We start from the raw sequence: 14502 nt of genomic DNA, 5'->3' as shown, positions 1-14502 counted from the left end.
CAAAGTGAGCTGATCTCGGTAGCGCTGCCAAGAAAGGACATGCATGAGCGACCGAAACATCTCCTACGCACAGAATGGTGAAGACATCGTGCTCTGGCGTGCGCTGCACTCCATTGACAACGGTATCTATCTCGACGTGGGAGCGAACGACCCGACGGTGATGTCGGTGACCCGAAAGTTCTACGACGCGGGCTGGCATGGCATTGCTATCGAACCGAATCCGGAATACGCGCAGCAGTTTCGCGCAGAACGCCCACGCGACATCGTGATCGAGGCGGTCGCCAGCGACCTGGATGCTCCTTCTGTCGAGTTTCATCTGATCGAGGGGTCTGGCCTCTCCACCCTCATCGACGACATCAGCTCTGAACACGCCGAGGCGGGCTGGACGGTGCGTGACATCACAGTGCCCGTCATCAGTCTCACCAAGGCCATCGAAGACGCCGGGCTGGCAGAGCGTGACTTGCACTTTCTGTCGATCGACACCGAGGGCGCTGAGGCCCAGGTGCTCGCATCGCTCGACTTCACCCGCTATCGCCCCTGGATTCTAATCGTCGAAGCGACAGCTCCACTTTCGACCCGTCAGGTGCATGGCGCATGGCAATCTGTGGTCGAGAAGGCGGGCTACACCTTTCAGATGTTCGATGGTCTGTCGCGCTTCTACGTGGCGAACGAACGACTCGAACAACTCGGCGACTCTGTCTCGTATTCGGCCGGAGTGCTCGACGAATATGTCGAGATCGGTCACGTCGAGCTTGAACGAGAGTTCGACAGAACACGCTCCGAACTCGAGGTGCAGGCATTGCGTGCGCTCGAACTGTCCGGTCTCTACGACGACCAGGTCGAGACCAACAGAGCACTCATCGCGCAGCTGTCGGCGGCAAGTGCCGATGCGGCCCAACTGGGCAAGCTCGTCTCAGACCTACAGCAGACCCTGTCGTGGCGCATCACCAAGCCGCTGCGCGGAGTCAAGAAGCTGGCGAGAAGGTCATGACGAGCGGCTCAGCGGCGCGCTAGTGGTCGAATGACTCGCGAAGCGCCGCAATTCCCTCGCGCGCGCCGCCGTCGAAGATGACGGAGCCGTGCGAGAGAACGACGACCCGATCGCAGAGCGATTCGACCTGCGACGACGAGTGGCTCACCAAGATGATGGTTCGGCCCTCTTGCTGAAACTCGCGGATCTTGTTCATGCACTTCTCTTGGAAAGGTTCGTCACCCACGGCGAGCACCTCGTCGACCAACAAGATGTCGGGGTCGACGTGCACAGCGATGGCGAATGCCAGCCGAACGTACATGCCTGAGGAGTAAAACTTCACCTGGGTGTCGATGAACGCTTCGATCTCAGAGAATTCGACGATCGAGTCGAAGTAGTCGTCGGTCTGTTTTCTGGTGAGACCGAGAATCGAGCTATTGAGATAGACGTTCTCGCGGCCGGTGAGGTCGGGGTGGAATCCCGCGCCGAGTTCGAGCAGTGCCGCCAGCCGACCGCGGCGCTGAACCGCACCATCGTTCGGCTCTATAATGCCGCCCAAGACCTTCAAAAGTGTGCTCTTGCCCGAACCGTTTGCGCCGACCAGGCCAATGGTCGTGCCTGCTTTGATCTCGAACGAGACATCGCGCAGAGCCCAGAAATCGTCTTTGTGCTTGTTCGAGCGCCCGAAGTTGACGATGCGCTCTTTCAACGACTTCTCTTTTCGAATGACGAATCGTTTAGAGACGTTGGTCGCCCTGACGACGGTCGGAGCGTTCGGAATTGCAACGGAAGGCATCAGATCTCCTGGGCGAAGTTGCCCTGCAGGCGCGAGAAGATGCGCTGAGCGATGAACAACGCGAGTATGCCCACGACGCCGCACACCAGCAACCGGAGATCCATGTAGCTCGGCCAGACCTGGGGCGGAATTGTGTTGCCGTCGATCACCACTGTCTCGCTACCGGCCTCCCAGATGCCGCGCTGAAAGGCGAGAACCGCGAGCGAGATGGGGTTGAGCAGATAGACCTCGAGCAACCAGGTGTGATTCTTCGCCGCGTTCACCACGAACGACCACGAATAGACGATGGGCGACGCCCAGAAAAGCAGCAACATGGCCACTTCGACAAGATACTGAATGTCTCGGAGGTAGACGTTGAGCGCCGAGAGCAGAATGCCGAACGCGACGCCCCAGATCAGCACGATGGCGAATCCAGCAGGCAGGTACAACAAGTCGAGCGAGACGGGGAAGCGGCCGAGCACCAGCGTGGCCCCGACCAGAATCACGAACTGAACGAAAAAGTTGAAGATCGCCGAACCCGTGGCAGCGAGGGGAAAGATCTCCCGCGGCAGGTAGATCTTCTTGATCAAGCCGCCGTTCGAGACGATGGAAGATGTGCCGGTAGCGATGATCTCCGAGTAGAGACCCCAGATCGTCAGACCCGAGAAGACGAAGATCGCAAAATCGGGAACTCCGCGCGACGCTCCGAGTACCGTTCCGATAAACACGTAGTAGATGAGCAACTGCGTCAGGGGCTTGATCAGGCTCCAGAAGAACCCGAGTGCACTGTCTTTGTAGCGTGACTTCAGTTCGCGCCGAATGAGAAGGTCAAGCAGCTGCCGGTGGCTTGCGATTTCTTTTATGGAGGCAAGAAAACCGCCCACCGATTTCGGGCCGGCACTCATCGAAACGTCGAAGGGAAGCTCCGCCAGTCGCGCGGCGCGCAGCTCGGCTTGACTCGTCATTCGTACTCTCTTCTCGGGCTGTCAGGCACAGCCCACCGATAGATACTACGCGGCCTGACCTGAACGTCGGCACGGTGCGCTACGACGAGACCGGCGATTCGTAAGGCCGGGCACCGGATTCGAAGTAGTGCCACAACTCGTCGGCGTACTCCGACCAGCCCCGTGCGGGCTGGTCGGCCGACTCGGCGACGAGCCGAGCGTGCAGTACGTCATCAACGAGGCCGGCCTTGATTGCGCGATAGATATCGTCGTCGTCTCTCGGGTCGACCAAGATCGCACCGCCCCGTTCGGCGATTTCTTTCATACTGCCGAAATTCGAGGTCACAACCGGCGTGCCGGCGGAAAGAGATTCACTGACCGGCAGCCCGAACCCTTCGTTCAGTGAGGGAAAGACCGAGAGCCGCGCCAATCGATAGGCGCTCCAGAGCAGTGCGTCTGAAATGGCTGAAATAGAGCGCACCGGTCGTTTGTCGCTGACCAGTTCGTCGAGCCGCGATCGAAACTCTTCACCGTGCCAGCCGTTACCGCCGATGAAAACCAGCTGAAACTCGAGACCTTCACGCCAGAGTCGCTCAGCGGCATACAAGACCGCGAGATGGTTCTTTCTCGGCTCATGGCTGCCGACCACCAGGACGAGGGGCGCATCTCCGGTCAGCAGACGCTCGCGCGCGGCCGCGAACTCGTCGGGAGTGACCTCGTCGGCCACGCTCGGCAGCAACAGCGGCTCGATCTGCGGGCCGGTCAGGCCCGCGCCCGCGAGCATCCGTTTCCAGCCCCGATATTCCGTGGCGGCCGCTTCTGAAATTGTCGAGATCTGGTCGAAATGCGCCAGGGCCGACAGGTTCTTAGAGAACGCCGCCGACATGCCCCCGCCCACGGTCTCCGACGACGTCAATGGCACGCAGTCGAACCCGATCACACAGCAGCGGTTGCCAGAGAACTCGGCGAAGCAACGCAGCCGCGCCGTTCGCTCATCTTCGATGGCGAGCTCGGGCAGAATGTACGTGCTGCGAAAGGGAATGGTGAGCACCCAGTTCTTTGGGCGGGCTATGCGCGGCACAGAGCCGTGAAGCGCATTCTGTCTTTCGGGCTCCGACAGCGCTCGAAGACCCGAGAAGCGCAGATCCCAGCCCACGAGCTCGACGCCTTTGCGACTCTGCCACTCGAGAATCGTCTGGCGGACGACGCGTTGGATGCCCGTGGCGAGCCCCGTGCGCGAGGTGTGGTGCACATCGACCACGACGCTCGACATGCTGATTCGAATGTGAACCGAACCGTTGGCCGCAAAGCGGCGACTGCTGTGCTTCACCGCCGCCGAGAGAGCCGCGTGAGCGCCCTCTTGTGCCGCCATACGGCGAAACTCCTGGAAGCGCTCTGCGGTCGGAAACTCAGCCGAAATGGCGGCCGAAGACAACCACAGCACGTCGGAGTCCGAACCGGTTCGCGCCGCTGTGTCGATTCTGCGGGCGATGAGTGCAACCATCGACGCCAGAGTCGGTGAACCCGTGGGCGTGAGTTCAAGAGCCCTCGCGAGCTCACGAAGGCGGGAAATCATCACTGCTTCACTCATCTTGTCTCACCACGCACTGCCCCATCATAGGGTCGGATTCGGACCTGGAGCGTCTGGAGACGCGTCGGCTGCCGCCGCTTGATCGTCTTCGAACAGAGCCGCTGCACCGAGTTCGGCTTTCTGCTCAGAATCCAGTGCAGGCCGTGTCTCGTCATCAGCTACCCGATGCTGGTTGAACACCCAGTAGCGATAGAGCACGAACCGAAAGATGGTCGCCAGGAGCGTGCCGATCAGTGTCCCGGAGATGTTGTCGGCTATCAGCGAGGTGTAGCCCAGCACGTAGTGCGAGATGTAGAGACACACGAGATTGATCAGCAGGCCTGAAACGGCGACCACCGAAAACTCGAAGAGTTCGCGCAGATAATTCGCTCTGCGGTGCTCACGAAATGTCCAGTAGCGGTTTCCGAACCACGTCACCAGGGTCGCCGCCGCAACGGAGACCACCTTTGCCCAGATCGGGCCAGAGAGCCAATGATCCGATCCGATTCCGCCGACGAGCAGCGCGTTGAAGACCACGACATCGACAACGAAGCCGACCGCTCCGACGACCCCGAACTTCAGGAGATACTTCAGCAGCCGCGAGTAGAGCGTCGCTATCAAGCCGAACTGGCCACGCAGCATACGCACCCTATCCGCAGCCGGGCGCGGTCATGGTCTGCGCCGGGGCGTTGATCATCGGTGTCACCTTCATGACGGGTGGGCCATAGGTACCGCTCGCTCCCGAGAAGGTCACGGTGACGGTGTTCGTCTCGCCCGGTGCCAGATCGACACCGAAATGGGCTACGGGCCTGCCGAGATCTTCAGAGTTGCCATACACACTGTGGTCGACACTCGTGTCGCCCGCGGCCGTGGAGACGACCGAGGCGCCAACCGGCCCGTAGACGAAGATCTCGGTGCTGAATTTCGCACCCTTGAACTTGGCTCCGCTCACGAATGGAGGCAATGCTGCCGCCTCGGCATCGGTCAGCGTCGAATGCAAGGTGACGGTAGCCGTGAAGGTGGGCGCCGTGGAATTCTGGCAGACATTCGTGGTCAGATCTGTCGAGGTATCAAGGTAGAAGTCGGTCTTCGACACGCTGACGTCTCTGAAATAGGTTCCAATCACTGTCGACTTGGCATTGTCGGTCGGTAACACGCCCTTGAGCGGCGAGTTGCCGAGTAGCTTCTCTTCATCATCGACTGGACTCCAGGCCAAGATGTTGCCGGAATCGATTCCCTTATTAATCGCAGCAAGAAGAGCAGCCGGATCTGCCGTGGTGGTTGTCAGTCCGGTGAAGATTGTCTTCGCCGCATCCGCGAAGAAGATGTCGGTCTGACTCTCGATCTGGCTCTCCGGATATCTCAGATAGATATCGTGCAGCAACAACGCCACGGCATTGTCAGCGGTGATCTGTTCGCCCGAGGCGAGCGTCATCGGCCCAGTCGCGCCCAACAAGTACGAGAGGGCGATCGGATCGATCGCGATGACTCCGTCGACGCTTGTGCCTTTGTATTTCTGCCACCATGCAGCGATGGTCTGACCTGCCGTCGGGAAATCCGGCCGTGCGGTCGACCAGTTCAAGGTCGAGTTGATGCCGGTGCCGTAGATGTTGATCAGATTCTGATCGACCGGTCGCACCGCCCCGTCGTTCGTCGGAAAGTCTTGGCTCGACCCTTGAGCGGTGATGGAGATCGCGCCGTTGTCGACGGTGATCATCGTGAGCGAGGCCGGGCCGCCGCCGAGCGCTGTGGTCTCGGCGTTGTTCAGAAAGGCCAGCACGTAGTGCCGTGGCCCGTTCATGCCGAGCACGTTTTTGACAGTGGCGACCATCGAGCGCACCGACGTGATCTCGGTGTGAGCCTTGGCCAGAGCACTGACGAATTGTTTTTGAGCGGCACCGATCTGGCCGACGGTGCCAGACGTGTTGATCGCCGCGACGGTGGACTGCTGAGCGACGATCGTCGCGTCGGCGTTGGCCAATGCAGTGTCACCGGCAGTAAGCAGATCGGTATTCAGTTTGCCGTTGACGGGTCGAAGTGCCGCCGGGGTGACGTTCGCCGAGAAGTCGGCAACCGGCATCAGAGCCTGACTGCCCAGCTGGTCGAGTGAACCCGACAGCTCTCGAACCGCGGTCAGATTCTTGCCGACGATCGGAAGCATCTCGGCCATGCGATAGAGCGGGTCGTTCGTGTGCACGCTCGCGTCGTGGGCGTCGGCCGCAAATGCTGCCGCCGACTTCTGCAGTGTCGCCACGTCGAGCGAGGTGAGCGACGTTTGAACCTCGGTCACCGAGGTCTGAGCAGCCTCGAGCGATGACTGGGCCTGCAGCGCCTGGTAGGCGACCCAGCCGCCGGCTGCCGCCAACGCGACCACCACGATTGCGATACTGCCGCCGATGATCCATCGCCGGCGTCTGCGCCGCGGAGTGCGCTGGCGTCGCGAGCGCGAAGAAGGCCGTGCGCTCGTTTCGAGGGCGCCGTCATCGCTCTCGGTTGCCTCATCGGAAAGGGAGGAGCCAGGATCGTCGGGATTGTTTTCGGCGTTGATGCTCGGCACTCCTCAGCCCATGGTCTACAGCTCAGACAGAAACAATGTCGGGGCGGAGCACGGCGCGCATCCCCTCGGAGGTGGGAGTTTAGCAATCGAAACCGAGAATCACCCCTTAGCGATACGCCGCCGAACAATTCGATATGCGGCCTGCGAAGCGGGAACAACACCCATTTCGCGCGAGCGTACGACGAAAAACTTGGCAAGCGGAACAATGCGCGACACTTTGCCGACCAGCGAGTTTCGGCGAATCTCCTGCAGCCGCACCTCCTCGGTGGCGTCTGCCCACCACTGTTCGAGAACGTGTTGAGCCGCCGTGCCGGCACCCGAAGCAGTGTTGTCTGCTTCGGCGAGCGACCGGACACCCGTCGCCTCTTCGATGCTGCCGGCGAGCACACTGGCCCGCGAGGGCGCGACGAGGCCCTGCCAGAGATCTGCGGCATAGTCGTTCCAGCTGCGGAACGACCGCTCGATCGCCTCGGTACGAAGCCGCTGGTACAGGTCTTCGTCGGTCAGCAGCGAGAGCATTGCCACTCGCAGCGCTTCGTCGTCTCGTGCATCGACGGTCAGGCACCCGCCACCGGCCGCGGCCTCAGCGAGGCTGCCGTGATCAGACGTGATCACCGGCGTGCCCAACGACAGCGACTCCGCCACGGGCAGCCCGAACCCTTCATGCAACGACGGGAAGATGGTGAATCGCGCCTCTTCATATGACTCGAGAAGCACTCGGTCGCTGGCACCGCGCAGCACCTCGACATCGGCTCCGGCGTGTCTGGCCAGCCGAACCTTCGCGTCGAAGTGATGCATCGTCGCCGCGCTGCCGCCCCCGATGAACCTCAGGCGAAACCGATGACCTGCCGACGCGAGCTGTTGCGCGGCGAAAAGAATGGATTCGTGGTTCTTTCGCGGCTCTTGGCTGCCCACCACAAGAACGAGCGGCGCCGCGCCCGCCGTCTGGGCCTTGACTGCGCCGGCTTCCTCACTGCTTCGCTCGGGTGCATTCATGGCCAGCGGCACGGTGAGCACCTCGGGGCCGGTGATGCCCTGTGCAGATACCGCCGAAACGAAACCTGCGAATTCGGCAGCAGCAGACGCGCTGACCCCGGCGATGCGGCTGGCGTTCTTCACCACCGTGAGGTAGCGGGCGAACCGTTCGATCTCAGCGGTCTCCTGGCTTTCAGCGCTCACGACGGGAATCGTGTCGTGGCCCACCATGACCACATCGCTTCCCGAGACTGCTGCCAGAGCGGCCAGCGGCGCAGCCACCGCGACCTGACTCACCTCGACTTCGACGATGACGCATCTGACCGGAACCACCACGGTGCGGTTGCTGGCGACCCGCGCGTCTTCGTTGAGCCTGTCACGCGCGAACCGTTCGTTGTCAGGCATCGCAGAGCGGGCGGCCCAGTCGGTGACGCGGGAGACCTCGTGGCCCACGAGGTACCGCATTCCGGTACCGCTGTCATTCCAGCAGACCAAAGTGAGCTCATGATCACGATCCCAGCGAGAGGCAGTCTCTCGAAGCACTCGCTGCACTCCCGTGTTGTGATCGGAGCGGCCTGTGAAATCAGCATCGATGATCACTCCACCCCGCACGGGTTCGAGCTCGTCGTTCAGTTGATATGAGCGCCGGATGATCGGCTCGAGTGAACCGAGCAGAGCGTCGAGTTCGCTTCCCTCTCGTGCGAGCCCGAGGGCTCGCCGTACCGCACGGTGCTCGTCTTGCGTGGGGTACACCGCCGTGAAGGTCACGATCATGAGCCACACGAGGTGATCACGGCGCTTCGTGTCGAATCGGTCACTCGCGGCGAACGCAGTGCGAGCGATCTGGCCGGCGAGCGCTCCGGCCCCGGAATCGTCGACGGTCGGTGCGGATTCGCCCAGAAAATACGGCGCCATCACATTCAGGCGAGCCGTGAGCGGCGCCAACAGCGGTGCGGGATCGTGTTGCAGAGCGCGACTCTCAGCCATGTCAGCCCTCCTCGGTTCGAGCATCATGGAATACTAGTTGATCGGCTGTCTCATTAAACGTCGACTGTCGTCGCGGCCGCGCCACAACCAACGCAGCCCACACCCACAAACAACGAGGAATGTATGCCCCGCGCTTTTATCACTGGAATCACCGGCCAAGACGGTCTGTACCTGGGAGAGCTTCTGCTCTCGAAGGGCTACGAGGTTTACGGCCTGATTCGCGGGCAGAACAACCCGAAGCGCGGCCTCGTCGAGCAGACCCTGCCGGGCGTGCATATTCTCACAGGTGACCTGACCGATCTGTCGAGCCTGATCAGAGCCCTCGAGGCGGCGAAGCCTGACGAGTTCTACAATCTGGGCGCGATCTCGTTCGTGGCCTATTCGTGGGAGAACGCCTCACTCACTACAGAGGTTACCGCGAAGGGTGTGCTGAACGCACTCGAGGCGGTACGCCTCTACTCGGGCGACAACCCCCGCAAGGTTCGGTTCTACCAGGCCTCGTCAAGCGAGATGTTCGGCAAGGTGCAGCAGGTGCCCCAAAACGAAGACACCCTGCTCTGGCCTCGGTCGCCCTACGGCGTGGCGAAGGTCTTTGGTCATTACATGACCATCAACTATCGCGAGTCGTACGGCATGCACGCGTCCTCGGGTGTGCTGTTCAACCACGAATCACCCCGCCGCGGGCCCGAATTCGTGACCCGCAAGGTGTCACAGGCCGTCGCCCGAATCTCGCTCGGGCTGCAGGAGAAGATCGTGCTCGGCAACCTCGACGCACGTCGTGACTGGGGCTTCGCCGGCGACTACGTCGAAGCCATGTGGCTGATGCTGCAGCAAGACGAGGCCGACGACTACGTCATCTCGACGGGCGAGACGCACTCGATTCGCGAACTGCTCGAGAAGGCGTTCCAGGCGGCGGGAATCTCCGATTGGGAGAACTACGTCGAGCAGAACCCCGAGTTCATGCGGCCCGCCGAGGTCGACCTGCTCATCGGCTCGAGCGCCAAGGCCAGCAAGGCGCTCGGCTGGTCGCCGAAAGTCGGTTTCGAAGAGCTCGTCACCATGATGGTGCAGAACGACATCGCCGAACAAAAAGCCCTTGCCGGGCTCTGACCGATGGCCCATTCGCACCCCGCTCAGGCTGCTGACTCTCGGCCCGGTCGAACGGCGTTGATCACCGGCATCTCGGGTCAAGACGGCTCATACCTCGCCGATTCGCTGCTGGCCGACGGCTACGAGGTACACGGCATCGTACGTTCGTCGATCGAAGAGAATCTTCCGCTGATCGGTGGGCGCGAAGGACTGACCCTGCACACCCTCGATCTGCTCGCCCCCGGCGAGCTCGAGCTTTTGGTCGCGCGCCTGCAACCGAACGAGATCTACAGCCTCGCCGCGGTCAGCTCGGTGTTCGAATCGTGGCGCAGCCCTCAGCTCACCGGCGCAGTGAACGGCCAGGTGGTGGTGCGACTGCTCGACAGTGCTCATACGCTGCAAGAAGCCGTCGGGCGCCCGGTGCACCTCGTGCACGCGTCGAGCGCAGAGATCTTCGGCCAGGCGGCCGACTCTCCGCAGACAGAAGAAACGAGCATCCGGCCCACCTCGCCTTACGGCGCGTCGAAAGCGTACGCGCACCTGTCTGTTGGCGTCTTTCGGGGCCGCAGCCTTTCTGCTTCGAACTGCATTCTGTACAACCACGAGTCGCCACGGCGACCCGAGACCTTCGTCACCCGAAAGATCACCGCCGGAGTCGCACGCATCAAGCGCGGGCTGCAAGAGACCATCGAACTCGGCAATCTCGACGCACGACGCGACTGGGGCTGGGCGCCCGACTACGTGCAGGCAATGCGCCTGGCTGCCGCCGCACCCGAATCGGGCGATTTCGTCATTGCGACAGGGGTCGCGCACACCATCGGCGAGTTTCTCGACGCCGCATTCTCGCGGGTTGGCATCTCTGACTGGTCGAAGCTCGTCAAGCAGAATCCCGAATTCGTTCGCCCGGTCGACCCCTCGGAGCAGCGGGGCGACGCCTCGAAGGCGGCCGAGGTGCTGGGCTGGCGCCCCACCGTCGGGTTCGAAGCGATCGTGCAACGCATGGTAGACAACGATCTCGCCCTGATCGACGCCGCCCAGAGCTCTGGCCGCCCAGTCGATGAATAGCCGCCCGAGAACGGCGAATGCGAAGACCGGGTTGACGGTGCTCGTCGATGCAAGTGCCATTCCCGCCGACCGCGGCGGCGTGGGTCGATACGTCGAGAACGTCGTGCCTCGCCTCGCGCAGGGCGACGTCACTGTGGTGGTGGCCTGTCAGCCGCGCGACCTCGACTTTTTCACCGGCGCAGGCTCGAGCACACCGGTCGCTGTGCCCTCATGGGCCGCGAGCACGCTCGGCCGGATGATCTGGGAACAGCTCGGGCTGCCCGCCCTTGCCCGCCGCTATCGGGCAAGCGTCGTGCATTCGCCGCACTACACGTTTCCGATTCTCAGCAGGGTTCGCCGCGTCGTGACCGTTCACGACCTCACCTTCTTCTCCAGCCCCGAGCTTCACACGCCTCTCAAGGCGGTTTTCTTTCGCACCTGGATTCGGGCGGCCAAGGCGTTTCGGGTAACGGTCGTCACTCCGAGCGCAGCCACCGCGGCCGAGTACGTTCGCATCACGAAGGCAGCAGCGGGCCGCGTCTTCGTGGCTCCGCTCGGCTACGACGAGAGCGTCTTCCGCCGGCCCACCGTCGGCGAGATCGAGGCCTTTCGCCAGAGTCTTCAGCCGGCTCCCGCGGCAGGATGGATAGCATTTCTCGGCACTCTCGAACCGCGCAAGAACGTGTCGGCGCTGGTGCACGGATACGCGAGCGCCGTCGCGTCTCTCGAGCCTTCTGAGCGCCCCGCTCTGCTGCTGGCCGGTGGCGCCGGCTGGGATGCGACGGCCGGCGAGGCCGTGAGCGAAGCGCGCGCTGCAGGTTCGGATGTTCGGCTGCTGGGCTATCTGCCGCTCGAGCACCTCCGTGCACTGCTGGGCGGCGCCGTGGTGACCGCCTACCCGAGTCTCGGCGAAGGATTCGGCCTGCCCGTGCTCGAGGCGATGGCGTGCGGCAGCCCCGTGCTCACAACCCGCCGGCTCTCGCTGCCTGAAGTCGGCGGTGACGCCGTGGCGTATTGCGAGGTAGATGCACGGAGCATCGGCAAAGCGCTCGGTTCACTTCTGGCCGACGAAGCCGAACGGTCGAAACTCAACGCTGCCGGTCTCGTGCGGGCCCGCGGCTTCACGTGGGAGGCATGCGCGAAACGGCACCTCGACGCCTACCGGTTCGCCGTGCATCCACCCGCCCGACGAAGAGGACGGAGCCGGCCATGACGACCCCTGACCCGGGCGCCGCGGCTAGTCGGGTGGCACTGGTCACCGTGAGCTACCACTCGGCCGACGACGTCACGACATGCCTGAGCTCGGTCGCTCGAGCGGCCACCGTTCAGCCGCGGCTTGTGGTCGTCAACAACGCGCGCGACGATGAGCTGGGCGAGATCGCCGCTCTGTTCCCGTCGGCCGACATCATTTCTGCGCCGACGAACCTCGGCTACGGCGGTGCCATCAATCTCGCGGCGCGTCAGCTCGCACCCGAAATTGACTGGATTCTCGTCACCAACCCCGATGTGACATTCAACCCAGCGAGTATCGACGAGTTGCTCGCCGTAGGCTCGAGCGACGATCGATTCGGAATCGTCGGGCCACGCATTCTGAACGACGACGGCAGCATCTACCCGTCGGCACGAGATCTGCCCTCGCTCACGGTGGGCGCCGGGCATGCGCTGCTGCATCGGCTGGTTCCGGGCAACCGCTGGTCGAAGCGCTATCTTCGAGCAGACAAATCGCGATCGACCGATTCTGAGACGATCGAATCGGGCTGGCTCTCGGGGGCCTGCATGATGATCCGGCGATCGGCTTTCGATGCGGTCTCGGGGTTCGACGATCGCTTCTTCATGTATTTCGAAGATGTCGATCTCGGCGAGCGCATCGGCAACGCCGGCTGGCGGGTGCTCTACGCGCCCACCGCTTCGGTGCATCACGCCGGCGGAACATCCACTCGCGCACATTCAGCGGCCATGCTGCGCGCCCACCATCGAAGCGCCTATCTGTATTTGGCGAAGCGTTACCATCGTTGGTATCAGCTGCCGATTCGCCTCGTTCTGCGCGGCGGCCTGGCAGCCCGCGCGGCACTGACAACGAGACGAGCATGAGCACCGAAGTCGCCCGCCCCTCGAGACTCTTTCGCATCGATCTGCGCCTGACGTCGATACTCTTCTGGGTTCTCCTGCTTGCCGGAGTAGCGCTGCGCATCTACCTGGTCTTCACCCCGGCGTTCGTGGTCGACTCTGACAACGCGGTCGTCTATCTGCAGACGAAGCACATCTCAGAAGGCGAACTCTCGTGGTTCTTCTGGGGGCAGAGCTACGGCGGCACACTGCTGCAGCTCGTCGCCGGAGCCGCGATGCTGGTCTTCGGGCAGCACATCGAAGTGCTCTCGGTCGTCAGCACGCTGATCTTCGCGGTGGTAGCGGTGATCATCCGGTACATCGGTACCCGCGCATTCGACCGAATGACGGGGCTCGTCGCCGGGATTCTGTTCTGGTTCTCGGGGTATTACATGCTGAAGATCTCGATCAGCGAGTCTGGATTCTACGGGCCGAGCCTCGCGCTCTCTCTGGGCGCGGTGGCGGCCGCCCTCAGCACCGGCTTTCGACGCCCCGCGCTGCAATGGATTGTGGTGGGCCTTCTGACGGGCCTGGCCTTCTGGCAGTCGCCGATGGGCGCCATGATCGCGGCGCCGGCAGTCGTCGTACTGATTGTGCGCCAACGATCGTGGCGCAATCTAGCGCTGGGTGCCGCAGCCATCGTCGTGGGCGCTCTGCCCTGGATCATCCAGCTCTTCGCGTCGCTCGACACCGTCACACCGAAAAGCACCCGGCCGAACCCGCTGAGCGTCGCGACGTTCTTCACCCAGCTGATGCCTGCGGTGCTCAGCACCTACGACACCGCCGGTCGAGTGGTGGTCGCGCTCGTCTGCGCCGCGCTGCTGGGTATGCTCACGCTGCTCGCGATACGTCGTCGTAGCGCCTGGCTGGCGGTGCTGGTGATCGGCTCGGTGCTCGTCGTCATCATCGTCTCGATCGGCGCAGGGGTGCTTCTCTCACGCTATGACGTGCGCTACGCGGTGTTCGTGATGCCGACCTTCGCGATCGCCGTCGCCTGGATCGTCACCAGAGTGCGGTTTCTCGGCGCGGTCGCGATGATTGTGGCGGCGCTGCTCACCGTCGTACAGACCACCCTCATCTATCCGAATCTCGCGGTCGACACGAGCTCGCGCTACATCGTCGGTGACATCGCCGGGCTCGGCGACTACCTCGAAGAGAACCACATCACGGCCGCCTGGGGCGACTACTGGATCTCGTATGCCGTGAGCGCCGAGACGAACGAGGCCGCCGAGGTCGCCGCGGTGTCTGCCGTTCGGCGCTACGAACCCTACGAGATCAAAGCGTCGGCGCAGCCGCGCGTCTACGTGATCGTCGAAGCGGGCAACGTCAACGACACGATGCTCCAGTCGAAACTGCCCGAGCTGACGGGATCTGAGCGTACCGAGGTCGACGGTTATGCCGTCTACTCCTTCGCCCAGCCGTTCGACGTCGATGACTACCAGTGGGCGCTCTACTAGTCCGCGGCGAACGACGCCCCGAGATACC

Annotated in this window: 11 protein-coding genes and 1 pseudogene; 6 read left to right on the top strand and 6 right to left on the bottom strand. The window is 62.7% G+C overall.

The window, feature by feature from the left end:
- Positions 1–43 precede the first annotated feature (43 nt).
- On the top strand, positions 44–991 hold the full coding sequence (locus IEX24_RS02565) for an FkbM family methyltransferase (protein WP_188673165.1): 948 nt from the start codon (positions 44–46) through the stop codon (positions 989–991).
- 25 nt (positions 992–1016) lie between these two features.
- On the opposite strand, the pseudogene IEX24_RS02560 reads toward IEX24_RS02565, so the two are convergent.
- From IEX24_RS02560 to IEX24_RS02535, 6 genes and pseudogenes are all read right to left on the bottom strand, one after another.
- A pseudogene (locus IEX24_RS02560) lies at positions 1017–1766 on the bottom strand (ABC transporter ATP-binding protein); the annotation flags it as partial.
- Positions 1766–2710 carry an ABC transporter permease gene (locus tag IEX24_RS02555; protein ID WP_188673158.1) on the bottom strand — a complete coding sequence of 315 codons (945 nt, stop codon included), beginning with the start codon at positions 2708–2710 and terminating at the stop codon, positions 1766–1768. The pseudogene IEX24_RS02560 and the gene IEX24_RS02555, both read right to left, overlap by 1 nt.
- 79 nt (positions 2711–2789) lie before the next feature.
- The gene (locus tag IEX24_RS02550) at positions 2790–4280 is read right to left on the bottom strand and encodes a glycosyltransferase family 4 protein (RefSeq protein WP_188673155.1); all 1491 of its coding nucleotides are present in this window, start codon (positions 4278–4280) and stop codon (positions 2790–2792) included.
- A 24-nt stretch (positions 4281–4304) separates the two neighbouring features.
- The gene (locus IEX24_RS02545; protein WP_188673152.1) at positions 4305–4901 is read right to left on the bottom strand and encodes a GtrA family protein; all 597 of its coding nucleotides are present in this window, start codon (positions 4899–4901) and stop codon (positions 4305–4307) included.
- A 7-nt stretch (positions 4902–4908) separates the two neighbouring features.
- On the bottom strand, positions 4909–6816 hold the full coding sequence (locus tag IEX24_RS02540; RefSeq protein WP_188673149.1) for a DUF4012 domain-containing protein: 1908 nt from the start codon (positions 6814–6816) through the stop codon (positions 4909–4911).
- Between the two features lie 99 nt (positions 6817–6915).
- Positions 6916–8778: a glycosyltransferase family 4 protein gene (locus IEX24_RS02535; protein WP_188673146.1), complete on the bottom strand. Its 1863-nt coding sequence runs from the start codon at positions 8776–8778 to the stop codon at positions 6916–6918.
- A 123-nt stretch (positions 8779–8901) separates the two neighbouring features.
- Between IEX24_RS02535 and IEX24_RS02530 the strand changes: the two genes are divergently transcribed.
- From IEX24_RS02530 to IEX24_RS02510, 5 genes are read left to right on the top strand one after another with little or no spacing between them, the layout of a single operon-like run.
- The gene (locus IEX24_RS02530; RefSeq protein ID WP_188673143.1) at positions 8902–9888 is read left to right on the top strand and encodes a GDP-mannose 4,6-dehydratase; all 987 of its coding nucleotides are present in this window, start codon (positions 8902–8904) and stop codon (positions 9886–9888) included.
- Between the two features lie 3 nt (positions 9889–9891).
- Positions 9892–10932: a GDP-mannose 4,6-dehydratase gene (locus tag IEX24_RS02525; protein WP_188673140.1), complete on the top strand. Its 1041-nt coding sequence runs from the start codon at positions 9892–9894 to the stop codon at positions 10930–10932.
- A complete protein-coding gene (locus tag IEX24_RS02520; RefSeq protein WP_188673137.1) occupies positions 10925–12124 on the top strand; it encodes a glycosyltransferase family 4 protein in 1200 nt (399 codons plus the stop codon). The genes IEX24_RS02525 and IEX24_RS02520 overlap by 8 nt, the downstream gene beginning before the upstream one ends.
- Positions 12121–13002, top strand: coding sequence for a glycosyltransferase family 2 protein (locus IEX24_RS02515; RefSeq protein WP_188673134.1), 882 nt, complete (start codon positions 12121–12123; stop codon positions 13000–13002). The genes IEX24_RS02520 and IEX24_RS02515 overlap by 4 nt, the downstream gene beginning before the upstream one ends.
- Positions 12999–14474 carry an ArnT family glycosyltransferase gene (locus IEX24_RS02510; RefSeq protein ID WP_188673131.1) on the top strand — a complete coding sequence of 492 codons (1476 nt, stop codon included), beginning with the start codon at positions 12999–13001 and terminating at the stop codon, positions 14472–14474. The genes IEX24_RS02515 and IEX24_RS02510 overlap by 4 nt, the downstream gene beginning before the upstream one ends.
- Positions 14475–14502: the final 28 nt, after the last annotated feature.

It is taken from the genome of Subtercola lobariae (assembly GCF_014640255.1).
Lineage (GTDB): Bacteria > Actinomycetota > Actinomycetes > Actinomycetales > Microbacteriaceae > Subtercola > Subtercola lobariae.
This window is presented reverse-complemented; position numbering and strand designations above follow the sequence as displayed.

Bases quoted from the DNA above. Each gene is read 5' to 3' on its own strand.
- IEX24_RS02565 (WP_188673165.1), top strand. From the start codon at position 44: ATGAGCGACCGAAACATCTCCTACGCACAGAATGGTGAAGACATCGTG.
- IEX24_RS02555 (WP_188673158.1), bottom strand. From the start codon at position 2,710: ATGACGAGTCAAGCCGAGCTGCGCGCCGCGCGACTGGCGGAGCTTCCC.
- IEX24_RS02550 (WP_188673155.1), bottom strand. From the start codon at position 4,280: ATGAGTGAAGCAGTGATGATTTCCCGCCTTCGTGAGCTCGCGAGGGCT.
- IEX24_RS02545 (WP_188673152.1), bottom strand. From the start codon at position 4,901: ATGCTGCGTGGCCAGTTCGGCTTGATAGCGACGCTCTACTCGCGGCTG.
- IEX24_RS02535 (WP_188673146.1), bottom strand. From the start codon at position 8,778: ATGGCTGAGAGTCGCGCTCTGCAACACGATCCCGCACCGCTGTTGGCG.
- IEX24_RS02530 (WP_188673143.1), top strand. From the start codon at position 8,902: ATGCCCCGCGCTTTTATCACTGGAATCACCGGCCAAGACGGTCTGTAC.
- IEX24_RS02525 (WP_188673140.1), top strand. From the start codon at position 9,892: ATGGCCCATTCGCACCCCGCTCAGGCTGCTGACTCTCGGCCCGGTCGA.
- IEX24_RS02520 (WP_188673137.1), top strand. From the start codon at position 10,925: ATGAATAGCCGCCCGAGAACGGCGAATGCGAAGACCGGGTTGACGGTG.
- IEX24_RS02515 (WP_188673134.1), top strand. From the start codon at position 12,121: ATGACGACCCCTGACCCGGGCGCCGCGGCTAGTCGGGTGGCACTGGTC.
- IEX24_RS02510 (WP_188673131.1), top strand. From the start codon at position 12,999: ATGAGCACCGAAGTCGCCCGCCCCTCGAGACTCTTTCGCATCGATCTG.